Here is a 25373-nt window from a genome sequence, read left to right on the forward strand (position 1 = left end):
CGCCCGCCCGCCGATACCTGGCGGGGGGCGCCGACGGATGCGGTCCGACCGGGCGCGGCCGACCGGCTCGGTTCACTCGGCCGCGGGGGCCTCCGGCTGCGCCGGGGCGTCAACCGGAGCCTCGGGCGCCTCGGAGACGGCGGGCTCATCGGTGGAGTCCGCCCAGTACTCCTCGGCCCAGGGGTCTTCGATCGGCTGGCTGCGGCGCCAAATCACGTAGGCGGCGCCCGCGGCGCAGCCGGCGACGGCGAGCCAGCCGAAGGTCTTGAGGACGGGGTGCTTCTTCTTCACTGGTACCTCCGGGGTCAGCGCCGCCTGCTTCGCGGCGACGGCGATGCGCTGGGCGCGCTCGGTCAGCGTGCCCTCGGTGTTGGCGGCCTCCTGGGCGGCGACGGCGGCGCGCTGGGCCGCGGGGACATACTCCTCCACGACCCGGATGCGCGCCCCCTCGGCGGCGCGCTGGGCCGCAGGAACGTACTCCTCGACCACTCGGGTGCGCGCCTCCTCAACAACGGGCTGGGCGCGCAGCTGTGCCTCCTTGGCGGCCTTGACGAACTCCTCACGGGCCCGGCTGACGCGGGGCGCCGCCCAGCCGGCGGCGCGACCCGCCTGGGCCGCGATGGCGTCCGCGAGCGTAGCCGCCTCCTGGCGTGCCTGATCGAGATCGATCTTCTTGTCGAGGATGTAAGCCATGTCGGTCTCCCTGCTCGGAACGATGAGGTTGTTCAGTTCAATGGTGGCACTGTAACGCAGCTCGCACCCACCAACCTGGGTGCCGTTCTGCCTGGGGTGAACACCGGGTCCCAGGATCACCCCGGAAACACGTGCGACGATGACGAGCATGGAAGCGACCATCGAAGCGACACTCCACACCACCCTCGGCGACATTCGGCTCGAGCTCTTCCCCGCCCAGGCACCGGAGACCGTCTCCAACTTCGTCGGCCTGGCGACCGGCGAGAAGACCTGGACCGACCCGCGCACGGGGCAGCAGTCCAATGCCCCCCTGTATGCGGGCGTGGTCTTTCACCGGGTGATCCCGGGATTCATGATCCAGGGCGGCGACCCGCTGGGCACCGGCACCGGCGGCCCCGGCTACGTCTTCGACGACGAGATCGACCCCTCCCTGACCTTCACCGCCCCCTACGTCCTGGCCATGGCCAACGCCGGCCGCCGCCTGGGCAAGGGCACCAACGGCTCGCAGTTCTTCATCACCACCGCCCCCACCGAGTGGCTGCAGGGCAAGCACACGATCTTCGGCGCCGTCGCCGACGACGCCTCCCGGCAGGTCGTCGACGCCATCTCCGCCGTGGCCACCGACCCGCGCGACCGCCCCCTCGAGGACGTGGTCATCACCTCGGTGACCATTCAGCGGTGAGCCGGGCCGAGCGGCGTCGTCGGGACGGGAGCGACTCATGACCCAGCCGGACCCGCGGGTCGGCACGGCGCCAGTGTGCCCGCGTCACCCGGACCGTGTGGCATACGTGCGCTGCCAGCGCTGCGGCCGCCCCACCTGCCCGGAGTGCCAGGTGCCCAGCGCCGTCGGAATTCACTGCGTGGACTGCGCCCGTAGCGCGAGTTCGCGCCGCCGGGGCGTGCGCACCGCCCTGGGCGGCAACGTCGTGGCCGATGCGCTGGTCACCAAGCTCCTGGTGGGTACCTGCGTGGTGGTATACGCGGTGCAAATGGTCTACCCGGCGCTCGCGGGCTGGTTCGATTTCGTTCCCGCGCTCGCCGCCGGTCAGCCGTGGCGGTTCCTGTCAACGGCACTGCTGCACGCCTCGCTCCTGCACCTGGCCCTCAACATGTGGGCGCTGTGGGTGCTGGGCAATTCTCTCGAGCCGCTGCTGGGACGCTGGCGGTTCACCGCCCTGACCGCCCTGAGTGCGCTTGGCGGGTCGACGGCGATCTACTGGCTCGCCGCGCCGACGTCACCCTCGTGGATCACGGGGACGGTGGGCGCCTCCGGAGCCATCTTCGGCCTGTTCGCGGCGGTGTTCGTGATTCAGCGCCGCTTCGGGCGTGATACCTCGACCATCGTGGGCCTGCTGGTGATCAACCTGGTGATCTCGGTGGTGGGCGCGAACATCTCCTGGCAGGGACACCTGGGAGGTTTCATCACCGGGCTGCTGGTGTCCGCCATCTACGCCTGGGCACCGCGCGAGAGGCGAACGGCGGTGGGCGTGTGGGGCACCGTGGGCGTGGCGGTGGCCCTGGTCGGCCTGGCCGTGGCCCGAGCCCTCCTGGTCTAACGCCGCCGAGGTCGGTCGGCGTTGTGCGCCGACGGGTGGCTGTCGCGCCCAGGCACCGGCACTTTCGGCCCGCCAACCGAACCCTGGCGCCTCGGGCTGCTCCAGGCGGCCTCGCCGCGCTTTCGGCCCGCCTTTCTGACCCGAAATACCAGCTCCTCTGGACCATCAGTACGGCGGCCTGAGCCGCCTGAGCTCAGTCATCCGGTTCTTCGGGTTTGGGGGTGTGGGTTGGCCCGCGACGAGGTGGTCCGGTCCTTCAGGGCGCTGTCTGGGAGGGCGTTGTCGACGGCCGGCCGGCGTCCTGGGGGTCTAGCCCGCGTCCTTGAATGATCCCGGCCCGGAAGCGACAGCGACCCGGCCGGCCCGAAGACGTCCTCGCAAGCCCGAGCACGACCCCGGCCGGGCGGGCACGTCCCCTTCAGCCCGAGTACGACCCCTCCCGCGGCAGCCCCGTGCCGAGCCACCACGGGCTGCTGGCACGAGCGGGGGTACTCCGCCCTGGCGTGTCGCGGAGCAGGCATGCTGTCAACCCCTCGGTGCTCGGGCCGGGGCCCCGCACTTGGACCGCGTCCCTCCACTTGGACCGCGTCCCTCCAGATGGACCGTCTGAGAGTGCGCTTGAGGCAGTCCAACCGCACGCAGACGGTCCAACCGCAGCCAGGCGGTCCAACTGGACGCAGGCGCTCCAAGCCCGGGACGAAGCGGGGGCGCCGACGAGCACCTGGAAGCACACCTCGCCAACAACACGCAGGCCGGGGCGGGGGTGGGGAACACGCCAGCGCCAGGGGGCCCGTCGGCGAAGCACCCCTACTGCTGCTGGGGAACCAGACTGGTCGGCGCGTGACTGCTTGCTAATAAGGGGCCCTCGCTCTCGAGGCCCGCACACCCTCCCGCGAACACCACACACCACACCAACACCCACCACACCCACAAACCGAAAGAGCCAGTAATCCAACAGCACCAGACCCTTGCAGGCCGTCATTGCGTATCCACACATGCATCAGCCCTGTGGAATCTGGGGAAGCACACACCTGTTATTCCTCCACACCTGTGGACACCCCTGGGGAAACACATCGATGTAGTTCTCCACAGGGTTGCGCACAGCTGGGGATGATCGGCGAAATGCGCGTGCTGGTGCGGAAAGACCGATAGCCCACAACCTGGGGGGATTCACGCCGCCGACCTGTGTACGCGAACCGACCGCACCTGTGGAGCGGCGTGAACGCCGATGATCTCGTCCAGGCTCGGAGACTGCCGCCATGCACGGCTGCAAGCGCGTCGGGCGAATGCTCCGGGAACGGCCCTCGCTCAGCCGTGCTGACGCGAACGGTCTGCTGCTTATGCCTCGGGGCCGGGGCTCGCCGGCGTCGTGGTGCCGGTGTCGGAACCGCTTTCGCCGTCGACGTCGGTGCGCTCCACCTCGAGGGTGACTTCGGCGACCATGGCGGCTACGACACCGATGGCGGCAAGCACCGGCGCGGCCAGCACCGTGATGCCGCCAACCACCGCGCTAGCCGTGAGCGGCACGCTGAGAAACTCCCGGCCGGAGGAGTCGCGCAGGATCACGCGGCGTACGTTCCCGTCCGCCACCAGCTGCTTGACGGTGGCGATCAGCTGGTCGCCGGCGACGGTGATCCAGTCGACGACGGTGCGGGGGTTGGTGCCCGAGGCGGTGTTGGAGCTCTGGTCGGGTCCGGCGGTGCCGAAGGTGTCTGCGCTCATGGCTCCAGTCTGGCGCGGTCGCTGGGCGGGGCACCATGGGGAAGCGCCCTGACTCTTCCCCGAGGCGTACCCGCAACGAGCTTCCTCGAGCCGCAACGGCGCCGGTCGGCACTCCCCTCCCGCAGGGCGGGCGGGGATCGGAGGGGATCTGAGTGGAGCCAACGGGACTCGAACCCGTAACCCCCTGCTTGCAAAGCAGGTGCGCTACCAATTGCGCCATGGCCCCCGGTCATGCGACGGGGTCGGTGACCTCCGCCCATGCGGCTCGTTCTGCCCGGTCGGCCTCCAGCTTAAGCCAGGTGGCGTAGCCGACGGCGCCGAGGAACGAAAAAACCGCGGTGAGCAGGAGCGTTCGGCTCTTCATGAAGCCTCCTCATGTTCCACCGCGGACGGTGGGCCTAGCTGGACTCGAACCAGCGACCTCATCCTTATCAGGGATGCGCTCTAACCAACTGAGCTATAGGCCCGGGCGACGCGGAAGAGACTAGCCCACCGAGTCGTCAGCCACCAAATGCGATCACTCATCTGCGAGTGTGAGATGAACCCCACCGACGAGCGCGGCCGTGATGTTGTACAGGAAGGCTCCGATGGTGGCCAGCGCGGTCGTCAGAATGATGTTGACGACGGCGATGACCGTGGCCATGGAGATGGCGCGGGAGAACTTCATGTACTCGAGCAGCGCCGAGTAGGCGTTGTTGCTGGAGTCCATGACGGTGCCCACCAGGTCCTGGATGGTGGAGAACACGTGCATCGCATCCAGCATGAACCACACGAAGGCGGCGGCCACGACCAGCATGATGCCGACGGCCACGCTCAGCAGGAAGGAGGCCTTCATCACCGACCAGGGGTCGATGCGGGTCAGGGCGAGCCTGACGCGGCGCGGCCCAACGATGGTCTTGGCGGACTTCTGTGGTGCTCCGGCCGCCTCGGCTGCGGGCGGGGCCGCGGAGGCGGCCGGGTCGGCCGCGGCGGGGGACTGGGTCTGTCCGCCCTGGGCGGGCGGGAAGGACTCCGGCTGACTCATGCCTGAACCTCACTCTCGTCGTCCTCAGACGATACCGTGTCGGCAGGCCCGGCCGCAGCGTCCACCCCGGTGTTCTCGGCCGCGGATTCGTCGGCCACCCCGTCGGCCGAGTCGGCCGACGGCGCGGAGTCCGCCGAGGCGTCGCCGGACTCCTCGTCGAGCTCCTGCTCGGGGTTGCGGGCGACGGCGATGATGCGATCGCCCTCATCGGGCTTGGCGAAGGTGACGCCGCGGGTGTTGCGACCGGTGCGGGAGACCTCGGCGACGGCGCTGCGCACCACCTTGCCCGAGGCCATGATGCACATGACCTCGTCGGTGGGGGCGGTGGTCAGGGCGCCCACGAGGTCGCCGCGCTCCTCCACCAGGTCGGCGACCTTCACGCCCAGGCCGCCGCGGCCCTTGACCGGGTAGTCGGTTGCGAGCGTCCGCTTGGCGTAGCCGCCCTCGGTGACGACGAACAGGTCGGCGTCCTCCCAGGCGGGGTCCACCACATCCATGGCCAGCAGGGCGTCGCCGTCGCGGAACCGCATGCCCGTGACGCCGCTGGTGGCGCGGCCGGTGGGGCGCAGGGTGGCGTCGTCGGCGGTGAAGCGCAGCGCCTGGCCGTGGCGGGAGACCAGCAGCAGGTCCTGCCCGGCGGACAGCAGGGACGCGGAGACCAGCTCGTCGGGGTTGCCGTCGGCGTCCTCGCGCAGGTTGATGGCGATCAGTCCGGCCGACCGGTTGGAGTCGTACTCGGCCAGGCGGGTCTTCTTGACCAGGCCGCGGCGGGTGGCCAGCACCAGGTAGTCGGCCTGCTCGTAGTCGCGCAGCTCCATCACCTCGGCGATCTCCTCGCCCGGCTGGAAGGCGAGCAGGTTGGCCACGTGCTGCCCCTTGGCGTCACGGCCGCCCTCCGGCAGCTCATAGGCCTTGGCCCGGTAGACCCGGCCGAGGTTGGTGAAGAACAGCAGCCAGTTGTGGGTGGAGGTGACGAAGAAGTGGTCGACGACGTCGTCCTCGCGCAGGGCGGCGCCGCGCACGCCCTTGCCGCCGCGGTGCTGGGAGCGGTAGGCGTCGGTGCGGGTGCGCTTGGCGTAGCCGGAGCGGGTGATGGTGACCACCACCTCCTCCTCGGGAATCAGGTCCTCGGCACTGACCTCCCCGTCGAAGGGCAGGATCCTGGTGCGGCGCTCGTCGCCGTACTTGTCGACGATCTCGGCCAGCTCCTCGGAGACGATGCGGCGCTGACGGGCCGGGTCGGCGATGATGTCCTTCAGGTCGGCCACGCGGGCGGTCAGCTCGTCGGACTCCTGCTGGATCTTCAATCGCTCCAGGGCGGCCAGGCGCCGCAGCTGCAGGGAGAGGATGGCCTCGGCCTGGGCCTCGTCGACGCCGAGCAGCTCCATCAGGCCGGTGCGCGCCTCGTCCGTGGTGGGCGAGTGGCGGATCAGGTCGATGACGGCGTCGAGGGCGTCAATGGCCTTGAGCAGGCCTTCGAGGATGTGCAGCCGCTCCTCGGCCTTGCGCAGCCGGAACTTGGAGCGGCGCACGATGACGTCGATCTGGTGGGCGACCCAGTGGCGCACGAAGCCGTCCAGGGACAGGGTGCGCGGCACGCCGTCCACCAGCGCCAGCATGTTGGCGGGGAAGTTGTCCTGCAGCTGGGTGCGCTTGTACAGGTTGTTCAGGACGACCTTGGCCACGGCGTCGCGCTTGAGCACGATGACCAGGCGCTGCCCGGTGCGGCCGGAGGTCTCGTCGCGGATGTCGGCGATGCCGCTGATCTGCCCGTCGCGCACCAGCTGGGCGATCTTGTCGGCGAGGTTGTCGGGGTTGACCTGGTAGGGCAGCTCGGTGACCACCAGGCACTGGCGGCCCTGGATCTCCTCGACGTTGACGACGGCGCGCTGGGTGATCGAGCCGCGGCCGGTGCGGTAGGCGTCCTCGATGCCGCGCCGCCCCAGAATGGTGGCGCCGGTGGGGAAGTCGGGGCCGGGGATGCGCTCGATCAGCGCCTCCAGCAGCTCCTCGCGGGAGGCGTCGGGGTGGTCCAGGAACCACTGCACGCCGTTGGCCACCTCGCGCAGGTTGTGCGGGGGGATGCGGGTGGCCATGCCCACCGCGATGCCCTCCGAGCCGTTGACGAGCAGGTTCGGGAACCGGGCCGGCAGGATCACCGGCTCCTGGTTGCGGCCGTCGTAGTTGTCCTGGAAGTCGACGCTGTCCTCGTCGATGTCCCGCACCATCTCCATGGCCAGCGGGGCCATCTTGCACTCGGTGTAGCGGGGGGCGGCGGGGCCGAGGTTGCCGGGGGTGCCGAAGTTGCCCTGCCCGGCCACCAGCGGGTAGCGCAGCGACCACCACTGCACCAGGCGGGCCAGCGCGTCGTAGATGGCGGCGTCGCCGTGGGGGTGGTAGTTGCCCATGACCTCGCCCACCACGCGGGAGGACTTGGAGAAGGAGGCGTTGGGGCGGTAGCCGCCGTCGTACATGGCGTACAGGACCCGGCGGTGAACCGGCTTGAGCCCGTCGCGCACGTCGGGCAGGGCGCGTCCGACGATGACGCTCATGGCGTAGTCGAGGTAGGAGCGCTGCATCTCCATCTGGAGGTCGACCGGGTGGATGCGGTCTCCGGTCGGCTCCAGGGCGGGGAGCTCGGTGGTCTCGTCGCTCACGGGTTTCCTTTGCTGGTGGGGTGCTGAAGTTCAGTGGTGGCGCGGTGCGCGGGCCGACGGCGAGCCGACGGGCGGCGGGGCCGGCCCGGCCGCTGTCGGGGGTCGGGAGCCCGCCGACCGCCTAGATGTCCAGGAAGCGGACGTCGGCGGCGTTGCGCTGGATGAAGGAGCGGCGCTGCTCGACGTCGTCCCCCATGAGGATGGAGAAGGTCTCGTCGGCGTCGGCGGCCTCATCCAGGGTGACCCGCTTGAGGATCCGGTTGGCCGGGTCCATGGTGGTCTCCCACAGCTCGTGGTCGTTCATCTCGCCCAGACCCTTGTAGCGCTGGATGCCGCCCTCCTTGGGCAGGCGGCGCCCGGCCTCGGCGCCGGCGGCGAGCAGCTGGTCGCGCTCGGCGTCGGAGTAGGCGAACTCGTGCTCGGCGCCCACCCACTTGAGCCGGTACAGCGGCGGCATGGCGATGTAGGTGTGGCCCTGCTCGATCAGCGGCCGCATGTAGCGGAACAGCAGGGTCAGCAGCAGGGTGGCGATGTGCTGGCCGTCCACGTCGGCGTCGGCCATGATGACGATCTTGCCGTAGCGGAGCTTGGAGATGTCGAAGTCCTCACCGATGCCGGTGCCGAAGGCGGTGATCAGCGAGCGGATGGTGTCGGAGGACAGGGCGCGGTCCAGCCGGGCCTTCTCCACGTTCAGGATCTTGCCGCGGATCGGCATGATCGCCTGGTGCTCGGGGTCGCGGCCGCCGACTGCGGAGCCGCCGGCCGAGTCGCCCTCGACGATGAAGATCTCGCACTCCTCGGCGTTGCGGGAGGAGCAGTCGCGCAGCTTGCCGGGCATGGAGGCGGTCTCCAGCACCCCCTTGCGGCGGGTGGCCTCCCGGGCCTTGCGGGCGGCCAGGCGGGCGGCCGCGGCCTGGGTGGCCTTGGTCAGCACGGCCTTGGCGTCGGCGGGGTGGGAGTCCAGCCAGTCGCCGAGCCGGGCGTATACGGTCTGCTGCACGAAGGTGCGGGCCTCGGTGTTGCCGAGCTTGGTCTTGGTCTGCCCCTCGAACTGCGGCTCGGTGAGCTTGACGGAGATGACGGCGGTCAGGCCCTCGCGGATGTCGTCACCGGTGAGGTTGTCGTCCTTGTCCTTGATCAGGCCCTTCTCGCGCCCGTACTTGTTGACCAGGGTGGTCAGCGCGGTGCGGAAGCCCTCCTCGTGGGTGCCGCCCTCGGTGGTGTTGATGGTATTGGCGTAGGTGTGCACGGACTCGGAGTAGGCGCCGGTCCACTGCATGGCGATCTCCAGGCTGATGGCGCGCCCGTCGCCGAGGTCCTGCTCGGCCTCGAAGTCGATGATCTCCGGGTGGATCAGCTCGACCTTCTTGGAGCGGTTGAGGAAGGCGACGTAATCGCGCAGCCCGTGCTCGTAGCAGTAGGTGACCGAGCGGTGGCCCTTGACCGGGTCGTCCGCGGTGCCGAGCTCGTCGCCGGTGATCTCGTCGCCGGAGTCGGTCACGCCCTCGCGCTCGTCGGTCAGGGTGATGCGCAGGCCCTTGTTGAGGAAGGCCATCTGCTGGAAGCGACGGCGCAGGGTCTCGTAGTCGAATACGGTCGTCTCGAAGATGGCCGGGTCCGGGTAGAAGGTCTGGGTGGTGCCGGTGGCGTCGGTCTCCTCGCCCCGGACCAGGGGGGTCAGCGGGTGCCCGCCGTCGCCGAAGCTCATGCGCCACACGTGGCCCTGACGGCGCACCTCGGTGTCCACGCGGGTGGACAGGGCGTTGACCACGGAGATGCCCACCCCGTGCAGGCCGCCGGACACGGCGTAGCCGCCGCCCCCGAACTTGCCGCCGGCGTGCAGGATGGTCATGACCACCTCGACGGTGGGCTTGTGCTCGGTGGGATGCTCGTCGACGGGGATGCCGCGGCCGTTGTCGACCACGCGCAGGCCGCCGTCGGCCAGGATGGTCACCTCGATGTGGTCGCAGAAGCCCGCGAGCGCCTCGTCCACGGCGTTGTCGACCACCTCGTAGACCAGGTGGTGCAGGCCCCGCTCACCGGTGGAGCCGATGTACATGCCGGGGCGCTTGCGCACCGCCTCCAGGCCCTCCAGGACGGTGATGTCCCCGGCGTCATAGCTCGCCGGGGCGCGCTCCTCAGAGGCCGTAGCGTCGGCATCCTCAACAGGACCGCCGGCAGGGGAATCGGGATGGTCAAGGCTGCCGGTGTTGCCGCTTGCGGCCACAGGCTGATCCAGGTCAGACACGTATCAGTTGCTCCTCGTCATATGCGCCGGGACGATATCCATGCGGTCACGCAGGCGCCGGAATCCGGGCGCGGAACCCGGCGCGTGTAGGTGGGTACCTTGCGCATGGCCCTGGGCGCACCATGGGCATTTCCGTGGCGATTCTACCGTGTCCGCGTCTGCTTGCGGACGCTGCGGTACTGATCGAGACGTGGGCAACATCACCTGCAGTCGCAACTCCTGGCCGTAGATGTTGCCGTCGGCGCCCGGCCGTCCGGGAGGATGCCGTGTCGCACGGGCCGACGCCGCTGCAGCATCCCGGTCGCTGCCCGCAGGCAGATGCGATTCCACTGCCTGGGGTCGGGGCGGGTTCTGGCGGCACCGTGCAGCGCGTCCGTGGGGCTTGATGCTCCCGCATGGGCGTTCAGCCGTAAGGCGGAACCAATGGCGTGTTGTTGCCCGTGGCGCCGGAAAGCCGACGCATCCTCCTCGGACAAGAACACCACTCAACCCTCTATCAGGCGCGAAATACCCTCGTCGTATACGATATTGACCGGCAGTTCACGCAGCTCTTTCCGGGTATAGTCAACCCCGTGTCGCGATAACGCGTACTGAAAGGCATCCAGATCGTACAGTTCATCGCATTCCTCATCATCCGGGCCTATAGCAAGCATCACTGACCTATCAAACTCGTCCTTCGTGATGCAATACGGAGGTGCCGCCTGCGTGTGAGTGGAAAGCGGTGCCTCCACGGTTGTCTCCACTACACGGCCGAAGAAGCCACGGTCGTCTGCGACAAGTATGCGTCTTCCGTCCGGCGTGACAACATACTCCGTGATAGCAACAGAATAACTCGTCGGATCAAACTGAATGTCACTGCTGGTAGCCTCGGCAGCGTTGTCCAAGCCGTCAGCACTGCCTGCTAGGCGGCAAACAACCTCGATCTGAGCACTGGTGATGATCGATCTCATCAAGTCAGTATCCTTGCTTCCCGGCGAGCCCACTTGAAGAAACTCTTCGTGTTCGAGGGTGTGGTGCGCCGGCGGTGCTTGCCGGCTGGGTTTGGAGCAGCTCTGTCTCTCGGCGGCGTCGACCGCTTACACGATGGCCTACCCGTAGGTGTCGCGGGGACCGCGGCCACCGCGGGCGGCGCCGAAGCGTCCGTGCCGCCAGGTGGGACCGGCGGGACCCAGGATCCGTATCTCGACGGCGCCGCCGCCCTCACCCAGAGCCTGTGCGACTTGGCGTTCAATACCTGGCAGCAGCAGCCGCAACTGCTGCGCCCAGGCGCTGGAGGAGGCCCGCAGGGTCAGACGGCCGGGCTCGAAGCGCTCGATAACGGCATGATCGGCGATCTGCTCGCCGACGATCTCCCGCCAGCGCACCGAAACACTGGCCATGGCCAGCTTCGACGCCCAGCCGTGCCGCTGCGCGTAGCGGCGCAGATCCTGCTTGCCGGTGCGCGGATCGAAACGGGTGGGTCCGGGCCGGTCACGGCCGGGCGGCAGGCCGGGCCCACGGTCCATATCAGCGGCATCGACGCCGTCGCCTTCGGCATCCGGGCCGAAGCGACGACGCCGGTCCCAGGCGGCCACGCCATCGGCGTCCGCCACCTGCCGGCTCAGGGCGCGGCGGGCCTGGCCGGCATCCCAGGCGCGCCCGCGCTCTCGGGCCAGGGCCCGGGCCGCCAGCACATCGGCCGAATCAGCGCCGGCGGGGCCGGGGGTGGACGCCTCCGCGGCGCCCGCGGTCGGGTCGAGGCGCGGCTCAGTCATGAAGCACCTGGGATCCGGTCTCGCCGTTGGCCACGTGGAAGCGGGCGCCGTCCAGGGAGGCGGGCACGTCGTCGTCCACGGCGGCGGTGAGCAGCACCTGCTGGGCGTCGGCGGCGATGCCGGCCAGGGCACGACGTCGGGCCTCGTCCAGGGAGGCGAATACGTCGTCGAGGATGAGCACGGGCTCGCCGTCACCCCCGTAGGCGTCCACGTCGTGGCGCAGCATCTCATAGGAGGCCAGCCGCAGCGCCAGGGCCAGGGACCACTGCTCCCCGTGGGAGGCGAAGCCCTTGGCCGGCAGGGCGTCCAGGAACAGGGACAGGTCATCGCGGTGAGCGCCCACCAGGTTGGCGCCCCGGTCGATCTCGCGGGCGTGCAGGTCACCCATGGCCTGCTCCAGGCGGACGGCCACGGCTGCGGAGTCCGCCAGCGACTCCTCAGCCTCCAGAAAGGCCGCCTCGGCAGTCGGCTCGGGTTCGGCGGCGCCCTCGTGGGCGAGCAGGCTGGAGCGGTAGGCGATGCGCGCGGCCGAGCGGCCCTGGCTGACCCGGCCGTAGCAGTCGGCCACCCACGGGCGCAGTCGCTGCACGACGTCGACGCGGGCGGAGATCAGGCGGGCGGCCGCCGCGGCCAGCTGGGCGTCCCACACCTGAAGGGTGGACAGCATGGAGGCGGTCGAAGCCCGCGTCGCCCGGGCGGACTTCAGCAGGCTGGCGCGCTGGGCGAGGATCTTGTCGTGCTCGGCTCGCACGCCCGCCAGCGCGGGCCGCAGGGTCACCGCCAGGTCGTCCAGGAAGCGCCGGCGCACACCCGGCTCCTCACGCACCAGCGCCAGGTCCTCCGGGGCGAAGACGACGGTCCGCAGCACCCCGAGCAGGTCGCGCGGGCGGGCGGCGCTCCGGTTGAGGCGGGCCCGGTTGGCGCGTCCGGCGATGACTTCCAGCTCCAGGACGCTGGGGCGCTCGCCGTGAACCACCTTGGCGCGGATGACGGCTCCGGCCGGCTGCGGAGTGCCGGCCGGAGCGCGCCGCACCAGTGCCGTGTCGGTGCCCACCCGATGACTGGACAGGGTGGACAGGTAGGCGACCGCCTCCACCAGGTTGGTCTTGCCCTGCCCGTTGGGGCCGATGAACGCCGTCGGCCCGGGCTGAAGAGACAGGACCAGCTCCTGGAAGGAGCGGAAGTCGTCCAGTGCGAGGTCAGAGACGTACATGACGGCCGCGCCCCCCCGGACCGATTCCCGACGGCGGGCGCCCGCCCGTTACTCGCTTAGTCACCCGCCCGCGGCGCGCCCCGCGGCTGGCAGCCGAACACATCTGGGCCGACGCCGTCCTCAGGCTCCGAAGCGGATCGGCATGATCAGGTAGCGGAAGGAGGTGTCCTCCTCGCCGTCGATGGCGCTCATGCCGGTCAGGACTGCGGGCTTGGACGGGTGGGTGAAGTCGAAGCGCACGTAGGGCTGGTTGATGGCGCCCAGGCCGTCGAGCAGGTAGGCGGGGTTGAAGGCGGTGGCGATGTCCTCGCCGTCCAGGTGCGCGACCAGCTGCTCGGAGGCCTGCGCGTCGTCGCCCTGGCCCGCGTCCAGCGCCAGGTTGCCGGCCGTGAAGGACATGTGAATGGGGGCGGCCCGGTCGGCGACCAGGCTGACGCGGCGCACGGCGCCCATGAGTTCCTCGCGTCCGACGGTGGCGTGGATCGTGGTGGACTCGGGGAACAGTCGCAGCACCGGCGGGTAGTCGCCGTCGGTGAGCAGGCTGGTGGTGCGGCGACCGCCGGCCTCGAAGCCGATGAGGCTGGAGGCGGCCGAGTCGGCCTCCGTGAGTGCCACGGTCACGTCGCCGGTGGAGGTCAGCGACTTGGCGACGTCGGACAGGGTGCGGGCCTTGAGCAGCGCGTGGGTGGCCAGCTCGGGATCCTGCGGCTGCCAGGTCATCTCCCGCACCGCGAGCCGGTAGCGGTCGGTGGCCATGAGCGTCAGGGCGGCGCCGTCGACCTCCATCTGCACGCTGGTCAGCAGCGGCAGGGTCTCGTCACGGGAGGCGGCGATGGAGACCTGGGAGACGGCCTCGGCGAGGTCGTGGGCGTCAACGGTTCCGGCCACCCCCGGCATCTGCGGCAGCGCCGGGTAGTCGTCGGCGGCCATGGCCGCCAGGGAGAAGTGGGAGGCGCCGCAGGTGACGGTCACCTTGGTGCCCTCGACCTCCAGGTCCACCGGCTTGGACGGCAGCGCCTTGGCGATGTCTGCGAGCAGCCGGCCGGAGACGAGCACGACACCCTCCTCCTCGACGTCGGCCGGGATCTCGCAGTGGGCGGAGACCTCGTAGTCGAAGGAGGCCAGGATCAGGGAGGCGGCGGTGGCCTCCAGGCGGACGCCGGCGAGCACGGGCACCGGGGGGCGCGCCGGCACGGAGCGTGCGGTCCATGTGACGGCGTCGGCCAGGACGTCGCGGTCGACCCTGAGCTTCATGTGGTGCCTCCTCGGCGGCCGGGCGCTCCCGGCGCGTGCGTGGTGTATGCGGTTTGCGGCCGAGTGTAGACGCTTACGAGCTTCCGCCGCACCGCGGGCCCTGCGGCCACAGCCGGCTCCGGTTGCGGGCGGCGGGACGGGTGGCTCGGCGTCCCAGTGCGGGCGAGTGTTGATGCGCGGTGAATGACAAGTCTGGTAGGGGTGGTAGGTGGTGTGGATGTTGGGGATAAACGGTGCTTGTGGCGGCGCTGGGCGCCGGGGGGCTGTGGAATTACAAATTCGTGGTTCCGTGGAGACCTCGGCCGGGTGGTGGATTGTGGTAGTTCCTCTGCCTGCCTCTCCCCAAACGTCGGCCGCGTGGTCCACAGACTCCTCCGGGACGTCCACCGCCGCTCCCAAGCGGCGTCCACAGGTGTCTGGTACGAGCTTTTGTACCCTGATGTGCGGTGAAACGGTGCGTACCAGAGTGCAAAAGCTCGTACCGGGGCACAAATGCGCGTGTCAGGCGGCCTCGCGGGTGCCAGGCCGGACGGAGGCGGGAGTCGGCGCGTCAGGAGGCGGTTGAGGACTGGGCCGCCTGCTTGATGCGGGCGGTGAGCTCGGCGACGTGGTTGTAGGTCTCGCGCCGCTCGGGCATCTGGGTGCGGATCTTCTTGTCCGCACTCATCACGGTGGTGTGGTCGCGGCCGCCGAACTCGCGCCCGATCTGGGGCAGGGACATGTCGGTGAGCTCACGGCACAGGTACATGCCGATGTGGCGGGCGTGAACGATGGTGCGCGCGCGGTTGGCCGAGCACAGGTCGTCGATGGTGATGCCGAAGTAGTCGGCGGTCTGCGCCATGATCAGCGCCGAGGTGATCTCCTCGCTGGCCGGGTCGGTGATGATGTCCTTGAGCACCAGCTCCGCCAGCGTGCGGTCCACCGGCTGCTTGGTCAGCGAGGCGAAGGCGGTCACCCGGATGAGGGCGCCCTCGAGCTCACGAATGTTGGTGGTGACTCGGCTGGCGATGTACTCCAGCACGTCGGCGGGCAGGTCCAGGCCCTCCGCGCTGGCCTTGCGGGACAGGATCGCGGTGCGGGTCTCGAAGTCCGGCGGCTGGACGTCGGCCAGCAGGCCCCACTCGAAGCGCGAGCGCAGCCGCTCCTCGAAGCCGCCCAGCGCCTTGGGCGGCTGGTCGGAGGTCAGCACTACCTGCTTGTTGGCGGTGTGCAGGGAGTTGAAGGTGTGGAAGAACTCCTCCAGCGTCTGCTCCTTGCCCTGCAGGAACTGAATGTCGTCAACCAGGAGGATGTCGACCTCGCGGTAGCGGCGCTTGAAGGTGTCCATGCGCCCGTCGGCCACGGAGGCGATGAAGTCGGAGACGAACTCCTCGCTGGAGACGTACTTGACCCGGATCGAGGGGTACAGCCGCCGGGCGTAGTGCCCGATGGCGTGCAGCAGGTGCGTCTTGCCCAGGCCCGAGCCGCCGTAGATGAAAAGCGGGTTGTAGGCCTTGGCCGGCGCCTCGGCCACAGCGATCGCAGAGGCGTGCGGAAGCCGGTTGGAGGAACCGGTGACGTAGGTGTCGAAGGTGTACTTCGGGTTGAGATCGGAGTCGGTGTCCGGGACGGGCACCGCCGGCGAGGGCTGGCCGGCCAGGTACCCCCCCGCGGCAGCGGGGGTGTCGGTCACGGGCGCGGATGGCGGGGTGGGCGCCGTGACTGCCGGGGCGGGGTGCTCGGGGATCTGCTCTACCACGGGGCGGGTGGTCAGGCGGACGGCGGGAGTATCGGCACGGTTGACGAGCACGGGTGCGGAGGACTCCAGCGAGGTGTCGACGATCACCTCGAAGGGGATGTCGTAGCCGGCGGCTTGGCGCAGGGCCCGGGCAATCGGTTCACGGGCGTTGTCGACGACGTTCTTGGCGAAGCCCGAGCCGACGATGAGCACGAGCGTGCCGTCGACGTCGACCGCACGGGTGGTGCGGATGATCGACAGCTTGCCCTGGCCGAGCTCGGCCGAGGCTGCAAGGATCTCGAGGGCCGAGCGCCACTGTGTCGTCGCTTCGTCGGCCACGGCTGACTCCTGACTGACTGTTCGAGAACTGGTCGATGGTTGGGGATGGTTGACTTGATGATCGTCCGGTCGGCTGGACGCCGACTGGATGGATCCGCTGGGGGAACCGTAACCGATCCCGACGTCGTCTCACGCGGTCTTCGGATGGGCACCGGTCCGCGCAGCCGGCATCGAGTTCGGATGGGATGCGGGTGCCGGAGACCGGGTGCCGGCCCACGGCGTAGGCAGGCGGTTGCCCACAGGGTTGTCCACAACTGGGGACGAGTATGTCACCCTCGATGGCACGGGCGCATAACCGAGTGGATGCGGCATGATGCCGACCCGACGCGGGGGGTGCTGCCGGAGGCTCACGGCTGGGTGCGGCCGCCCGCAGTTCACAGGGTGCGGCCTGCGGTGTTCACAGCCTCGGGACAAGTGCCCTCCAAGGTGCCGTGGGGACGGGCGCGAGGTATCCGGTCCGGGCGGGTGGGGCGGGGTTGGTGGGGGCGAGCACAGGCGGCCTGTCGAGCGTGTCCGGGTTCTCATCACAATGCGCCCGTATCCGTTTGACCCCGGGGAAAGCGTGACCCTATTGTGGTGCAGACGTTCGCGTGGAGTCACGTCCCGAACCATGGGGCAGCCGGCGCGAGCGACCGTGCCGCGACTGGCGATGCACGGTTCCGATCATCGCACCAGGAGTACACCCGTGAGCAAGCGGACCTTCCAGCCCAACAACCGTCACCGCGCCAAGGTGCACGGCTTCCGTAAGCGCATGCGCACCCGTGCCGGCCGCGCCGTCCTGGCATCGCGTCGGCGCAAGGGCCGCGCCCGGCTCGCGGCCTGAGGTGCTGCCGGCGTCGCACCGGATGCTGCGGTCGGAGGACTTCTCGGCCGCAGTGCGGTCCGGTGCGCGCAGCGGCAGTCGTCGATTAGTGGTGCACTACTGCGCCGGCCCGAATCACGGCCTCGACTCCCGCCCGACCCGGGGCGGGGCCGAGGCCGTCGGCTGTGCATCGGTGCCGCCGGCCCGCGTCGGCGTCGTCGTGTCCAAGAAGCAGGTCGCCCGCGCCACTCACCGCAACCGCATCAAACGGCGGGTGCGCGCGCTGCTGCGGGCCCGCCTGGACGAGTTTGAGCCCGGCGCACGCGTAGTGGTGCGCGGCCTGGCGGGCGCCGACGGCGCCACCAGCGCGGAACTGGCCGCCGACCTGGATCGGCTGCTCGAGCGCAGCCGCGCACTGGCACACAGCGGGCGGCGCCGATGACCGCTAAGCACGACGATCACGGCCCGTCCGTCGCCGCCAGGGCGGTGCTGGCCCTGGTGGGCCTGTATCAGAAGTGGATCTCGCCGGGGCTGCCGCGGCGCTGCCGCTACTATCCGAGCTGCTCGGCATACGCCGTCGAGGCGGTTGCGGCGCACGGTGCGGCCAAGGGCGTGCTGCTGGCCGCCTGGCGACTGCTGCGCTGCAACCCGCTGACCCGCGGCGGCGTCGATCATGTTCCCGACCGGGGCCGGTGGCGCTACCACCTGCCGCCCGACGTTCCCCGCTTCGCCGCAGACACCCGTGACTCAGCGCCGAGTCCGCCCCGCTCCGGCGCCCCGCCCGACGACGCCGACGCCCCGCTTGCGCCGGGTGTTGCCTGCACCGGCAGCGCCTAGGAGCAAGACTCGCCGCATCGGCTATAACCGCCAGTAGAACCTGCCCCCATCGCCGCCAGCGGCAACGGTCCGCCGCCAGCCGCTACACAGCTTTCAAGCACGTTTCAAGCAAGGAGTGCAATGGACACGATCCTGTGGCCCCTAATGGTCGCCGTCGCCTGGGTCATGGTCAGCATCCATCGATTCCTCGTCTTCATCGGTTTTCCCGATGGGCCGGGCATCGCCTGGGTCCTCTCCATCATCGGCCTGACCATGTTCGTGCGGCTGCTCATCATGCCGCTGTTCGTCAAGCAGATTCGCGCCTCCCGCGGTATGCAGCTGATGCAGCCCGAGCTGCAGGCGCTGCAGAACAAGTACAAGGGCAAGAACGACCCCGCCTCCAAGCAGCGCCAGCAGGAGGAGATGATGGCGCTGTACCGCAAGCACAACACCAACCCCTTCGCCTCCTGCTTCCCCATCCTGATCCAGATGCCGGTGTTCTTCGCCCTGTTCCGGGTGCTGGCCAATCTGGAGGCGGTCGCCACCGACGCATACGCCGACCACGACTCCATCGGCCCGCTCACCGCCGCGCTGGCCGAGCAGGTGCAGGCCTCCACCGTCTTCGGTGCGCCGCTGTCCGCCTCCTTCATGAACTCCAGCGAGATCACGGTGAAGATCGTGACCGTGGTGATGATCATCCTGATGAGCGTCACCCAGTGGTACACGATGGCGCAGCTGAGCATGAAGAACATGCCGGACTCGGTCAAGAACAGTGACAACCCGGCCATGCGCTCCCAGCGCATGATGATGACGATCATGCCGATCTTCTTCGCCTTCACCGGCGTACAGTTCCAGATCGGCGTGCTGGTGTACTGGGTGACCACCAACCTGTGGACCATGGGCCAGCAGTTCTTCACCATCCGCAAAATGCCCGCGCCCGGCTCCGAGGCCGAGAAGAAGATGCGCGCCCGCGAGAACCAGCGCCGTGCCCGCAAGGGCCTGCCCTCGCTGGAGGAGGAGGAGCGCGCCAAGGCTGAGGCCGAGGGCACCGTCACCTCCGGGCAGCGCGTCCAGCCGGTGCGCAAGGATCGGCAGAAGAAGCGGCCCCAGAACGCTCCCGTGGCCAATGTGAACAAGTCCGCCCCGGAGGATTCGGAGACGGACACCAATACCGCTGAGGAGTCCACCAACGCCGTCGGGCTCACCCAGGAGGAGATTGCCCGACGCCGCTATGAGAGACGTGCCCGAGCCCGCAAGCAGGCGGCCGCCAAGCGCAAGGGCGAGGGCGGCAAGAGCAAGAAGAGCAGCAGGCGCAAGCCCCACTGAGGCCAATTCCAGACCCCAAGCCAGCAAAGACAGCGAGAAGCATTATGAGCGAACACGCAACCCAGTCCCAGCGTCCCAAGCACCAGGCCATCTCCGTCAAGGACCTGGAGGAGGAGGGCGAGATCGGCGCCGACTACCTGGAGGAATTCCTGGACATCGTGGACCTCGGAGGTGACATCGACATCGACGTCGACCACGGCCGGGCCTCGGTGGCGGTAATCGCCTCGGAGGAGGGCGATGAGCGCGAGCTCGCCGACCTCGTGGGCCGGGACGGCGAGGTCCTGGAGGCGATCCAGGAGCTCACCCGCCTGGCGGTGCAGGCACGGACCGGCAACCGCTCGCGGCTCATGCTCGACATCAATGGCTACCGCGCCGGCCGCCGCGCCGAGCTGACCAAGATTGCCGAGGAGGCGGTCACCAAGGTGAAGGCCACCGGTGAGGCGGTGGCGCTGGAGCCGATGAACCCCTTCGAGCGGAAGGTCTGCCACGACGTGGTCGCCGCCGCCGGTCTGTTCTCCGAGTCCGAGGGCACCGAGCCGCACCGGCACGTGGTGGTCATGCTTCCCGACGACGTTGACGACGTAGACGACATTGACAGCGACGTCGACACTGCTGCCGACAGTGCCGAGGAGATCGACTCGGCCGAGGCCGGAGCCGAGGCGGCCGCGCAGACGACCCAAGCCGAGCAGGCCTAGTCCAGATGAGCACGCCCATCACCCCTGACGCCGCCGGGGCGGAAGTCGACCCGGCACAGCTGGAGGAGCCCACCGCGCAGGTGCGTGCGATGTTCGGACCGGCCTTCAGCGCCACCGAGCACTTTGCGCAGATGCTCGCGGAGCAGGGTGAGCTCAGGGGCCTGGTGGGGCCCCGGGAGCTGCCGCGCCTGTGGTCCAGGCACATCGTGAACTCGGCAGCGGTGGTGCCCTTCCTGCCCGCCAGTGGCCGGGTGGCGGACATCGGCTCCGGGGCCGGCTTCCCCGGCATCGTGGTGGCCCTGCTGCGCCCTGACCTGGACGTGGTGCTGGTGGAGTCCATGGAGCGGCGCACGCAGTGGCTCGAGGACGTCGTCGCCGAGCTCGATTTGGACAATGTAGCCATTGAGCGGGCCCGGGCGGAGGAGCTACGCGCCAAGTACGACGCCGTCACCGCCCGAGCTGTGGCGAATCTCACAAAACTCATTAGGATGACCTCACCTCTACTGAAGCCGGGCGCCAGCCTGCTGGCGCTCAAGGGCGCCCGCGCCGACGCCGAGGTGGCCGAGGCGAAGTACGTCATTAAGCGCGCGCGGCTCGAGCCCGCCGTGATCCACGAGGTGATAACGCCCGATGAGGGGGTCACCAAGGTCGTTGAGGTGAGGCGGCCGGCCTCGCGCTGACAGGGTGACACCTGCTTCTCACGTAGACTGAAGCGGCCGAATCGGCGTGCGCGCCGGGATGTCGCCGTAGGAGAAGCAGATTGTCAGGATCGTCCATCTTCGATCAGCTCCGCGCTGACCGCTCAACCCTGGATGAAGTGGCCGAGGGCGGATTCCCCCGGCCGGAGCACACCCGCGTGATCGCGGTCGCCAATCAGAAGGGCGGGGTCGGGAAGACCTCCACTGTGGTGAACGTGGCCGCCGCCCTCGCCGAGTCGGGGTTGCAGGTCCTGGTAATCGACGCCGACTCGCAGGGCAATGCCTCGACGGCGCTCGGAGTCGCACATGACGAGGAGCAGGCCTCCATCTACGACGTACTGGTGGAGGGAGCTCGTATCGAGGACGTGGCCGTGGGCACTCGCTTCGCCGAGACCCTGTGGTGCGTTCCCTCCACCATCGACGTGGCCGCGGTCGAGATCGAGCTCATCAACTCCTCCCAACGTGAGTCTCGCATGCGCCTGGCCCTGGAGGAGTTCCTGCGGGACCGCGAGGCACAGGGGCTGCCCCGCATCGACTACGTACTAATTGACTGTCCGCCCAGCCTCGGCATTATGACGATCAATGCCTTCGTCGCCGCCGGTGAGGTGCTCATCCCCATGCAGGCCGAGTACTACGCCCTGGAGGGACTGGCGCTGCTGACGCGTTCGGTGGAGCGCATCGCCCAGATCCACAATCCGGACCTGACCGTGTCCATGATCGCCCTGACCATGTTCGACAAGCGCACGACGCTGGCCAAGGAGGTCGAGACCGAGGTGCGCACCTACTTCCCGGCGGCGACTCTCCACACACGTATCCCGCGCTCGGTGCGGGTGGCGGAGGCGCCGTCCTTCGGCTCCCCGGTCGTATTCTGGGATCCTCGCTCAACCGGCGCCGTTGCCTACAAGAAGCTGGCGCTGGAAATTGCCGCCCGGGGTGCAACGTCGCCCGGTGAGCGGCTTGAGGACGACTCTACGGAGGCATGACCATGGCTCAGAAGAAGCGCGGTCTGGGACGCGGGCTGCAGGCGCTCATCCCGGATGCACAAGTCGAGAATCCTGCGCGCCGCCCCTCGGACGTCTTCTTCCCCGAGGGGCACAGCCGGGGTGCGGACGGCGCGGCGAGCCCCTCGGCGTCCCGCCCTGCGGAGGACATCGCCGCAGCTCTGCTGGCGCCATCCAAGCGCACTCGTCGCGTCGGCCGGAGCAACGGCACGCCCACGTCGACCCGTGCCGGAGCGGAGACTCGGACGCAGCGGGGAGCGGGCGACGCGGCGTCGAGCGGCGATGTTTCACGTGAAACATCGGTCGGCGCGAAGGTGGGTGATTCGGAGGAGCTCAACCTGGTGCCCGTTCCGGGAGCCACCTTCGCCGAGCTGCCGATCGAGGTGATCGTGCCGAATCGCCGGCAGCCGCGCCAGGTCTTCGATGAGGACGATATTGCGGAGCTGGCCACCTCCATCAAGGAGGTTGGACTGCTGCAGCCCATTGTGGTCCGCCGGGTCGACGACGGGGGCGCGACGCAGCCCCAGCAGGCGGCTCCCGCGGACGGCGCCTCCGGGTCCGATGCCGAGGCGGCTCCCGAGCACGCCACCTACGAGCTGGTCATGGGTGAGCGCAGGCTGCGCGCCGCCAGGGAGGCCGGGATGGAAACGATCCCGGCGGTCGTGCGCTACACCGCGGATGAGGACCTGCTTCGCGACGCTCTGCTGGAGAACCTGCACCGGGTGCAGCTCAATCCCTTGGAGGAGGCGGCCGCGTACCAGCAGCTGCTGGAGGACTTCGACTGTACGCAGGCGGAGCTGTCGGCGAAGATTGCGCGCTCGCGCTCTCAGATCTCAAACACGCTGCGCCTGATGAAGCTGCCTCCCCTGGTACAGCGCCGAGTGGCGGCGGAGGTACTGTCCGCAGGGCACGCGCGGGCGCTGCTCGGCCTGCCCGACGCCGCCGCGATGGAGCGCGTGGCCCAGCGAGTGGTGGCAGAGGGACTGTCGGTGCGTGCCACCGAGGAGATCGTGGCGGTCTATGGCGAGGCGGTGGAGATTCCCCGGAGCGTCGGCTCCACGCGCACTCGCAACACCCCCCTGCCGGCGCTGTCCACGCGCCTGTCCGACGCCTTTGACACTCGCGTAAAGGTGACGCGGGGCGCCAAGAAGGGGCGCATCACCATCGAGTTCGCCGGCGACGAGGACCTGGCGCGCATCGTCGAGGCGTTGGCCCCGGGCACATCGCTGGATGAGGGCTGACGCCCACGTCACCGGGTCGGCGGACGGAGGCAGTCGTAAACACGGGCGCGGGGCCGCGATGTTTCACGTGAAACATCGCGGCCCCGCGCCGACTGCTGGGACACCGCGCTCCTGGCCGGAGCTAGGGTCGCACGGCTGGGTTGCGGACCAGCCGGTCGTACAGACCCGGAAGATCGCCCGCGGCCTGCGCCGCCATCGGGAACAGCGAGATCTCGGTCATGCCGGGTACCACGTTGACGTCGATGAACCACGGCCGCCCCTCGGCGTCGAGAATCAGGTCGGTGCGGGAGAGGTTGCCCAGGCCCAGGGTGCGGTGCACGGTCACGGCCATCTCCTGCACGCGCGCCAGCACGGCGTCGTCCAGGCGGGCCGGCACGAAGTACTCCGAGCGTCCGGGGTTGTAGCGGGCGTCGAAGTCGTAGCGTCCCTGGGAGACCACCTCGACCGGCGGCAGGGCGTAGGGGCCGTCGCCGGTGTCGACCACGGAGACGGCGAGCTCGGTGCCCTCCACGTAGTTCTCGATGAGGGCGCGCTCGTCGTAGGCGAAGCAGGAGACCATGGCGGTGCGCAGTTCATCGGCGTCGGAGGCGTAGGAGACCCCCAGACCCGATCCGCCCTGGTTCGGCTTGACGACGACCGGGAGACCCAAGTGCCCCGCGACCACGCCGAGCACGTCCTGTGCGCCGAGCTGGCTGAAGTAGGCCTTCGGCAGGGTGACGGAGTCGGGCGTGAGCACGCCGGCGGCGCGCACCGAGGCCTTGGCGGTCGGCTTGAAGGAGGCGCGCTGGCAGCCGTCGGAGTGCGTGCCCACATAGGGCAGGTCGAGCGCGATCAGCACGTTCTGCAGCCCGCCGTCCTCGCCGTGGCCACCATGCACCAGCGGCCAGACGACGTCGGGGCTGAAGGCCTTGAGTGACGGGATGGTGCGGGCGTCGACGTCGAGGACGACGACGGCGTGGCCGAGGTGCTTCAGGACATTCATGACCCGGTGCCCGGAGCGCAACGAGACCTCGCGCTCATGGCTGAGGCCGCCTGCAAGTACGGCTACGCGAAGCGGCGCGTCGGACGTGGGTTCGGGGGTGTCTGACATGACGGCTCCTTGCTGGTTGAACTCGTGCGGGACGTGGATCAGACCTGATCCGGTGAGGGGGCGGAGACCCCGCCCGAAGGACGCTTGCGGGCCGGGCCGAACAGGTCGATGAGGTCGAGATCGTGGGCCACGACCTCGGACAGGCGCCGCACTCCTTCACGGATATCAACGGGCTCCGGGTAGCAGAAGGACAGTCGCATGTGGTCGCGGCCCGCGCTTCCGCCGGCGTAGAAGGCCGTGCCGGAGACATAGGCGACCAGGTTGGTGACGGCCCGCGGCAGCATCTCCTTGGCGTCCAGGCCGTCGGGCAGTCCGACCCATACGTAGAACCCGCCCTCCGGCACGTTCCACGTGCACATGGGCATGAACTCCGCCAGTGCCTCGACCATGGCGTCTCGGCGTCTGCGGTACATGGTGCGGAAGGCCTCGATCTGACCGCGCCAGTCGAAGTTGTCCAGGTAGGTGGAGATGGAGAACTGGCCGACCGAGCTCGGGCACAGGATCGCCGCCTCGGAGGCCAGCTTCATCTTCTCGCGTACCGCCGGAGGGGCCACGGCCCAGCCCACCCGGTATCCGGGGGCGAAGATCTTGGAGAATGAGCCCAGGTAGACGACGTCGTCGGGAGCCAGCGTCTTCAGCGCGGTATGCGTGCGCCCCTGGAAGTCGAGCAGCCCGTAGGGATTGTCCTCGATGATGAGGATGTGGTGGCGCCGGCAGATGTCGATGACCTGTGGGCGCCGCTCCTCCGAGAGGGTCACTCCGGCCGGGTTGTGGAAGTTGGGCAGGCAGTAGAAGAACTTGATGCGACGTCCCTGCCGCTCCAGCCCGGCGATGGTCTCCTCGAGGGCCTCCGGGATGACGCCGTCGGCGTCGATCGGTGCCTGCTGGATGTCGGCCTGGTAGGTGGAGAAGATCGAGAGCGAGCCCACGTAGGTGGGCGCCTCGGTGAGGATGACGTCGCCGGGGTCGATGAAGAGCTCGGTGACGATGTCGACGGCCTGCTGCGAGCCGGTGGTGATGACGACGTCCTCGGGATCGGCGTCGATGCCCTCCAGGGCCATGACCTCGGGAATCTGCTCGCGCAGCCGCGGCATGCCCTGGCCGTTTCCGTACTGGAGTGCGCGGCCGCCGTCCTTGCGGATCATGCGGGCGGTCGCCTCCGCCAGGGCATCGAGCGGCAGGTCCTTGAGATTGGGCATGCCGCCGGCGAGCGAGACCACCTCGGGCCTGGAGGCGACGGCGAACAGGGAGCGGGTCTCGGACTCACGCAGGCCGTACGCCCGGGTGGCGTAGGAGTCGAGCCAGGGATCCAGCCGGTTGCCTCGTTGTGGGTTCGTCTCGGTCACGTGGTCATCCCTCCCGGCGGGTTTGCTTCGTCGGGGACCAGTCTGCCACGCCGGGAGTTCTCGGTGATGTTTCACGTGAAACACCCGCCGGGAATGCTCGGGCGACTCGGTGGTCGGTGAGGCCGTCGACGGTGCGGCCGCCGTGCGTGGCTGGGCTACGGAGGCAGCAGTCGCCGGTGCA

The 25373-nt window shown here is 69.3% G+C and carries 22 protein-coding genes, 2 tRNA genes and 1 pseudogene; 10 read left to right on the plus strand and 15 right to left on the minus strand.

The genetic code is table 11. The annotated features are described in order from the left end of the window. Positions 1 to 72: 72 nt before the first annotated feature. Positions 73 to 693: a hypothetical protein gene (locus BLR49_RS03585; protein ID WP_176760915.1), complete on the minus strand. Its 621-nt coding sequence runs from the start codon at positions 691 to 693 to the stop codon at positions 73 to 75. A 148-nt stretch (positions 694 to 841) separates the two neighbouring features. Between BLR49_RS03585 and BLR49_RS03590 the strand changes: the two genes are divergently transcribed. After that, positions 842 to 1375, plus strand: coding sequence for a peptidylprolyl isomerase (locus tag BLR49_RS03590; RefSeq protein ID WP_245690399.1), 534 nt, complete (start codon positions 842 to 844; stop codon positions 1373 to 1375). Between the two features lie 37 nt (positions 1376 to 1412). Further along, positions 1413 to 2249 carry a rhomboid family intramembrane serine protease gene (locus BLR49_RS03595; RefSeq protein ID WP_092533585.1) on the plus strand — a complete coding sequence of 279 codons (837 nt, stop codon included), beginning with the start codon at positions 1413 to 1415 and terminating at the stop codon, positions 2247 to 2249. A 1338-nt stretch (positions 2250 to 3587) separates the two neighbouring features. Here BLR49_RS03595 and BLR49_RS03600 read toward each other — a convergent pair. The 12 genes from BLR49_RS03600 to dnaA form a co-directional block, all read right to left on the minus strand. Next, entirely contained in the window at positions 3588 to 3971 is a 384-nt protein-coding gene (locus BLR49_RS03600; protein WP_092533588.1) for a DUF4342 domain-containing protein, read from the minus strand. Positions 3972 to 4124: 153 nt separating this feature from the next. After that, a tRNA-Ala gene (locus tag BLR49_RS03605) sits at positions 4125 to 4197 on the minus strand. A gap of 3 nt (positions 4198 to 4200) precedes the next feature. Further along, positions 4201 to 4335, minus strand: a complete 135-nt coding sequence (locus BLR49_RS13405; protein ID WP_218121298.1) for a DLW-39 family protein — start codon at positions 4333 to 4335, stop codon at positions 4201 to 4203. A 29-nt stretch (positions 4336 to 4364) separates the two neighbouring features. Beyond that, positions 4365 to 4438: transfer RNA gene (locus BLR49_RS03610), tRNA-Ile, on the minus strand. 50 nt (positions 4439 to 4488) lie between these two features. Beyond that, the gene (locus BLR49_RS03615; protein WP_092533591.1) at positions 4489 to 4995 is read right to left on the minus strand and encodes a DUF3566 domain-containing protein; all 507 of its coding nucleotides are present in this window, start codon (positions 4993 to 4995) and stop codon (positions 4489 to 4491) included. Then, the gene (gene gyrA / locus BLR49_RS03620; RefSeq protein WP_092533594.1) at positions 4992 to 7652 is read right to left on the minus strand and encodes a DNA gyrase subunit A; all 2661 of its coding nucleotides are present in this window, start codon (positions 7650 to 7652) and stop codon (positions 4992 to 4994) included. The genes BLR49_RS03615 and gyrA overlap by 4 nt, the downstream gene beginning before the upstream one ends. A gap of 121 nt (positions 7653 to 7773) precedes the next feature. Next, positions 7774 to 9879: a DNA topoisomerase (ATP-hydrolyzing) subunit B gene (gene gyrB / locus BLR49_RS03625; RefSeq protein ID WP_092533940.1), complete on the minus strand. Its 2106-nt coding sequence runs from the start codon at positions 9877 to 9879 to the stop codon at positions 7774 to 7776. Positions 9880 to 10385: 506 nt separating this feature from the next. Further along, positions 10386 to 10850 (minus strand): hypothetical protein, encoded by a 465-nt coding sequence (locus tag BLR49_RS03630; protein WP_092533597.1) that lies wholly within the window; start codon positions 10848 to 10850, stop codon positions 10386 to 10388. 138 nt (positions 10851 to 10988) lie between these two features. Next, on the minus strand, positions 10989 to 11654 hold the full coding sequence (locus tag BLR49_RS13580; protein WP_245690401.1) for a DciA family protein: 666 nt from the start codon (positions 11652 to 11654) through the stop codon (positions 10989 to 10991). Further along, positions 11647 to 12867, minus strand: coding sequence for a DNA replication/repair protein RecF (gene recF, locus BLR49_RS03640; RefSeq protein ID WP_092533600.1), 1221 nt, complete (start codon positions 12865 to 12867; stop codon positions 11647 to 11649). The genes BLR49_RS13580 and recF overlap by 8 nt, the downstream gene beginning before the upstream one ends. A gap of 120 nt (positions 12868 to 12987) precedes the next feature. Beyond that, on the minus strand, positions 12988 to 14121 hold the full coding sequence (dnaN, locus tag BLR49_RS03645) for a DNA polymerase III subunit beta (RefSeq protein ID WP_092533604.1): 1134 nt from the start codon (positions 14119 to 14121) through the stop codon (positions 12988 to 12990). 550 nt (positions 14122 to 14671) lie between these two features. Then, positions 14672 to 16177, minus strand: a complete 1506-nt coding sequence (gene dnaA, locus BLR49_RS03650; protein ID WP_092533607.1) for a chromosomal replication initiator protein DnaA — start codon at positions 16175 to 16177, stop codon at positions 14672 to 14674. Between the two features lie 685 nt (positions 16178 to 16862). On the opposite strand from dnaA, the gene rpmH reads away from it, so the two are divergent. The 8 genes and pseudogenes from rpmH (at position 16863) to BLR49_RS03690 (ending at position 22756) form a co-directional block, all read left to right on the plus strand. Then, the gene (gene rpmH, locus BLR49_RS03655; protein ID WP_073333441.1) at positions 16863 to 17000 is read left to right on the plus strand and encodes a 50S ribosomal protein L34; all 138 of its coding nucleotides are present in this window, start codon (positions 16863 to 16865) and stop codon (positions 16998 to 17000) included. 22 nt (positions 17001 to 17022) lie between these two features. After that, positions 17023 to 17421, plus strand: a complete 399-nt coding sequence (gene rnpA / locus BLR49_RS03660; protein WP_245690403.1) for a ribonuclease P protein component — start codon at positions 17023 to 17025, stop codon at positions 17419 to 17421. After that, a pseudogene (gene yidD / locus BLR49_RS03665) lies at positions 17418 to 17717 on the plus strand (membrane protein insertion efficiency factor YidD); the annotation flags it as partial. The gene rnpA and the pseudogene yidD, both read left to right, overlap by 4 nt. 219 nt (positions 17718 to 17936) lie before the next feature. Further along, complete coding sequence (gene yidC, locus BLR49_RS03670) at positions 17937 to 19121, plus strand: membrane protein insertase YidC (RefSeq protein ID WP_092533616.1); 1185 nt, start codon at positions 17937 to 17939, stop codon at positions 19119 to 19121. 44 nt (positions 19122 to 19165) lie between these two features. After that, on the plus strand, positions 19166 to 19816 hold the full coding sequence (locus BLR49_RS03675; protein WP_092533619.1) for a Jag family protein: 651 nt from the start codon (positions 19166 to 19168) through the stop codon (positions 19814 to 19816). Between the two features lie 5 nt (positions 19817 to 19821). Beyond that, positions 19822 to 20496 (plus strand): 16S rRNA (guanine(527)-N(7))-methyltransferase RsmG, encoded by a 675-nt coding sequence (gene rsmG, locus BLR49_RS03680; protein ID WP_092533622.1) that lies wholly within the window; start codon positions 19822 to 19824, stop codon positions 20494 to 20496. 80 nt (positions 20497 to 20576) lie between these two features. Further along, positions 20577 to 21497: a ParA family protein gene (locus BLR49_RS03685; RefSeq protein WP_092533625.1), complete on the plus strand. Its 921-nt coding sequence runs from the start codon at positions 20577 to 20579 to the stop codon at positions 21495 to 21497. A 2-nt stretch (positions 21498 to 21499) separates the two neighbouring features. After that, entirely contained in the window at positions 21500 to 22756 is a 1257-nt protein-coding gene (locus tag BLR49_RS03690) for a ParB/RepB/Spo0J family partition protein (RefSeq protein WP_092533628.1), read from the plus strand. Positions 22757 to 22877: 121 nt separating this feature from the next. Here the strand turns inward: BLR49_RS03690 and BLR49_RS03695 are convergent, their stop codons facing one another. After that, positions 22878 to 23846: a D-alanine--D-alanine ligase family protein gene (locus tag BLR49_RS03695; protein WP_092533631.1), complete on the minus strand. Its 969-nt coding sequence runs from the start codon at positions 23844 to 23846 to the stop codon at positions 22878 to 22880. A 38-nt stretch (positions 23847 to 23884) separates the two neighbouring features. After that, positions 23885 to 25192 carry an aminotransferase-like domain-containing protein gene (locus tag BLR49_RS03700; RefSeq protein ID WP_092533635.1) on the minus strand — a complete coding sequence of 436 codons (1308 nt, stop codon included), beginning with the start codon at positions 25190 to 25192 and terminating at the stop codon, positions 23885 to 23887. Positions 25193 to 25373: the final 181 nt, after the last annotated feature.

It is taken from the genome of Actinomyces ruminicola (assembly GCF_900103885.1).
Classification (GTDB): Bacteria; Actinomycetota; Actinomycetes; order Actinomycetales; family Actinomycetaceae; genus Actinomyces; species Actinomyces ruminicola.

Bases quoted from the DNA above. Each gene is read 5' to 3' on its own strand.
- BLR49_RS03585 (WP_176760915.1), bottom strand. From the start codon at position 693: ATGGCTTACATCCTCGACAAGAAGATCGATCTCGATCAGGCACGCCAG.
- BLR49_RS03590 (WP_245690399.1), top strand. From the start codon at position 842: ATGGAAGCGACCATCGAAGCGACACTCCACACCACCCTCGGCGACATT.
- BLR49_RS03595 (WP_092533585.1), top strand. From the start codon at position 1,413: ATGACCCAGCCGGACCCGCGGGTCGGCACGGCGCCAGTGTGCCCGCGT.
- BLR49_RS03600 (WP_092533588.1), bottom strand. From the start codon at position 3,971: ATGAGCGCAGACACCTTCGGCACCGCCGGACCCGACCAGAGCTCCAAC.
- BLR49_RS13405 (WP_218121298.1), bottom strand. From the start codon at position 4,335: ATGAAGAGCCGAACGCTCCTGCTCACCGCGGTTTTTTCGTTCCTCGGC.
- BLR49_RS03615 (WP_092533591.1), bottom strand. From the start codon at position 4,995: ATGAGTCAGCCGGAGTCCTTCCCGCCCGCCCAGGGCGGACAGACCCAG.
- BLR49_RS03630 (WP_092533597.1), bottom strand. From the start codon at position 10,850: ATGAGATCGATCATCACCAGTGCTCAGATCGAGGTTGTTTGCCGCCTA.
- BLR49_RS13580 (WP_245690401.1), bottom strand. From the start codon at position 11,654: ATGACTGAGCCGCGCCTCGACCCGACCGCGGGCGCCGCGGAGGCGTCC.
- recF (WP_092533600.1), bottom strand. From the start codon at position 12,867: ATGTACGTCTCTGACCTCGCACTGGACGACTTCCGCTCCTTCCAGGAG.
- dnaN (WP_092533604.1), bottom strand. From the start codon at position 14,121: ATGAAGCTCAGGGTCGACCGCGACGTCCTGGCCGACGCCGTCACATGG.
- rnpA (WP_245690403.1), top strand. From the start codon at position 17,023: ATGCTGCGGTCGGAGGACTTCTCGGCCGCAGTGCGGTCCGGTGCGCGC.
- yidC (WP_092533616.1), top strand. From the start codon at position 17,937: ATGGACACGATCCTGTGGCCCCTAATGGTCGCCGTCGCCTGGGTCATG.
- BLR49_RS03675 (WP_092533619.1), top strand. From the start codon at position 19,166: ATGAGCGAACACGCAACCCAGTCCCAGCGTCCCAAGCACCAGGCCATC.
- rsmG (WP_092533622.1), top strand. From the start codon at position 19,822: ATGAGCACGCCCATCACCCCTGACGCCGCCGGGGCGGAAGTCGACCCG.
- BLR49_RS03690 (WP_092533628.1), top strand. From the start codon at position 21,500: ATGGCTCAGAAGAAGCGCGGTCTGGGACGCGGGCTGCAGGCGCTCATC.
- BLR49_RS03695 (WP_092533631.1), bottom strand. From the start codon at position 23,846: ATGTCAGACACCCCCGAACCCACGTCCGACGCGCCGCTTCGCGTAGCC.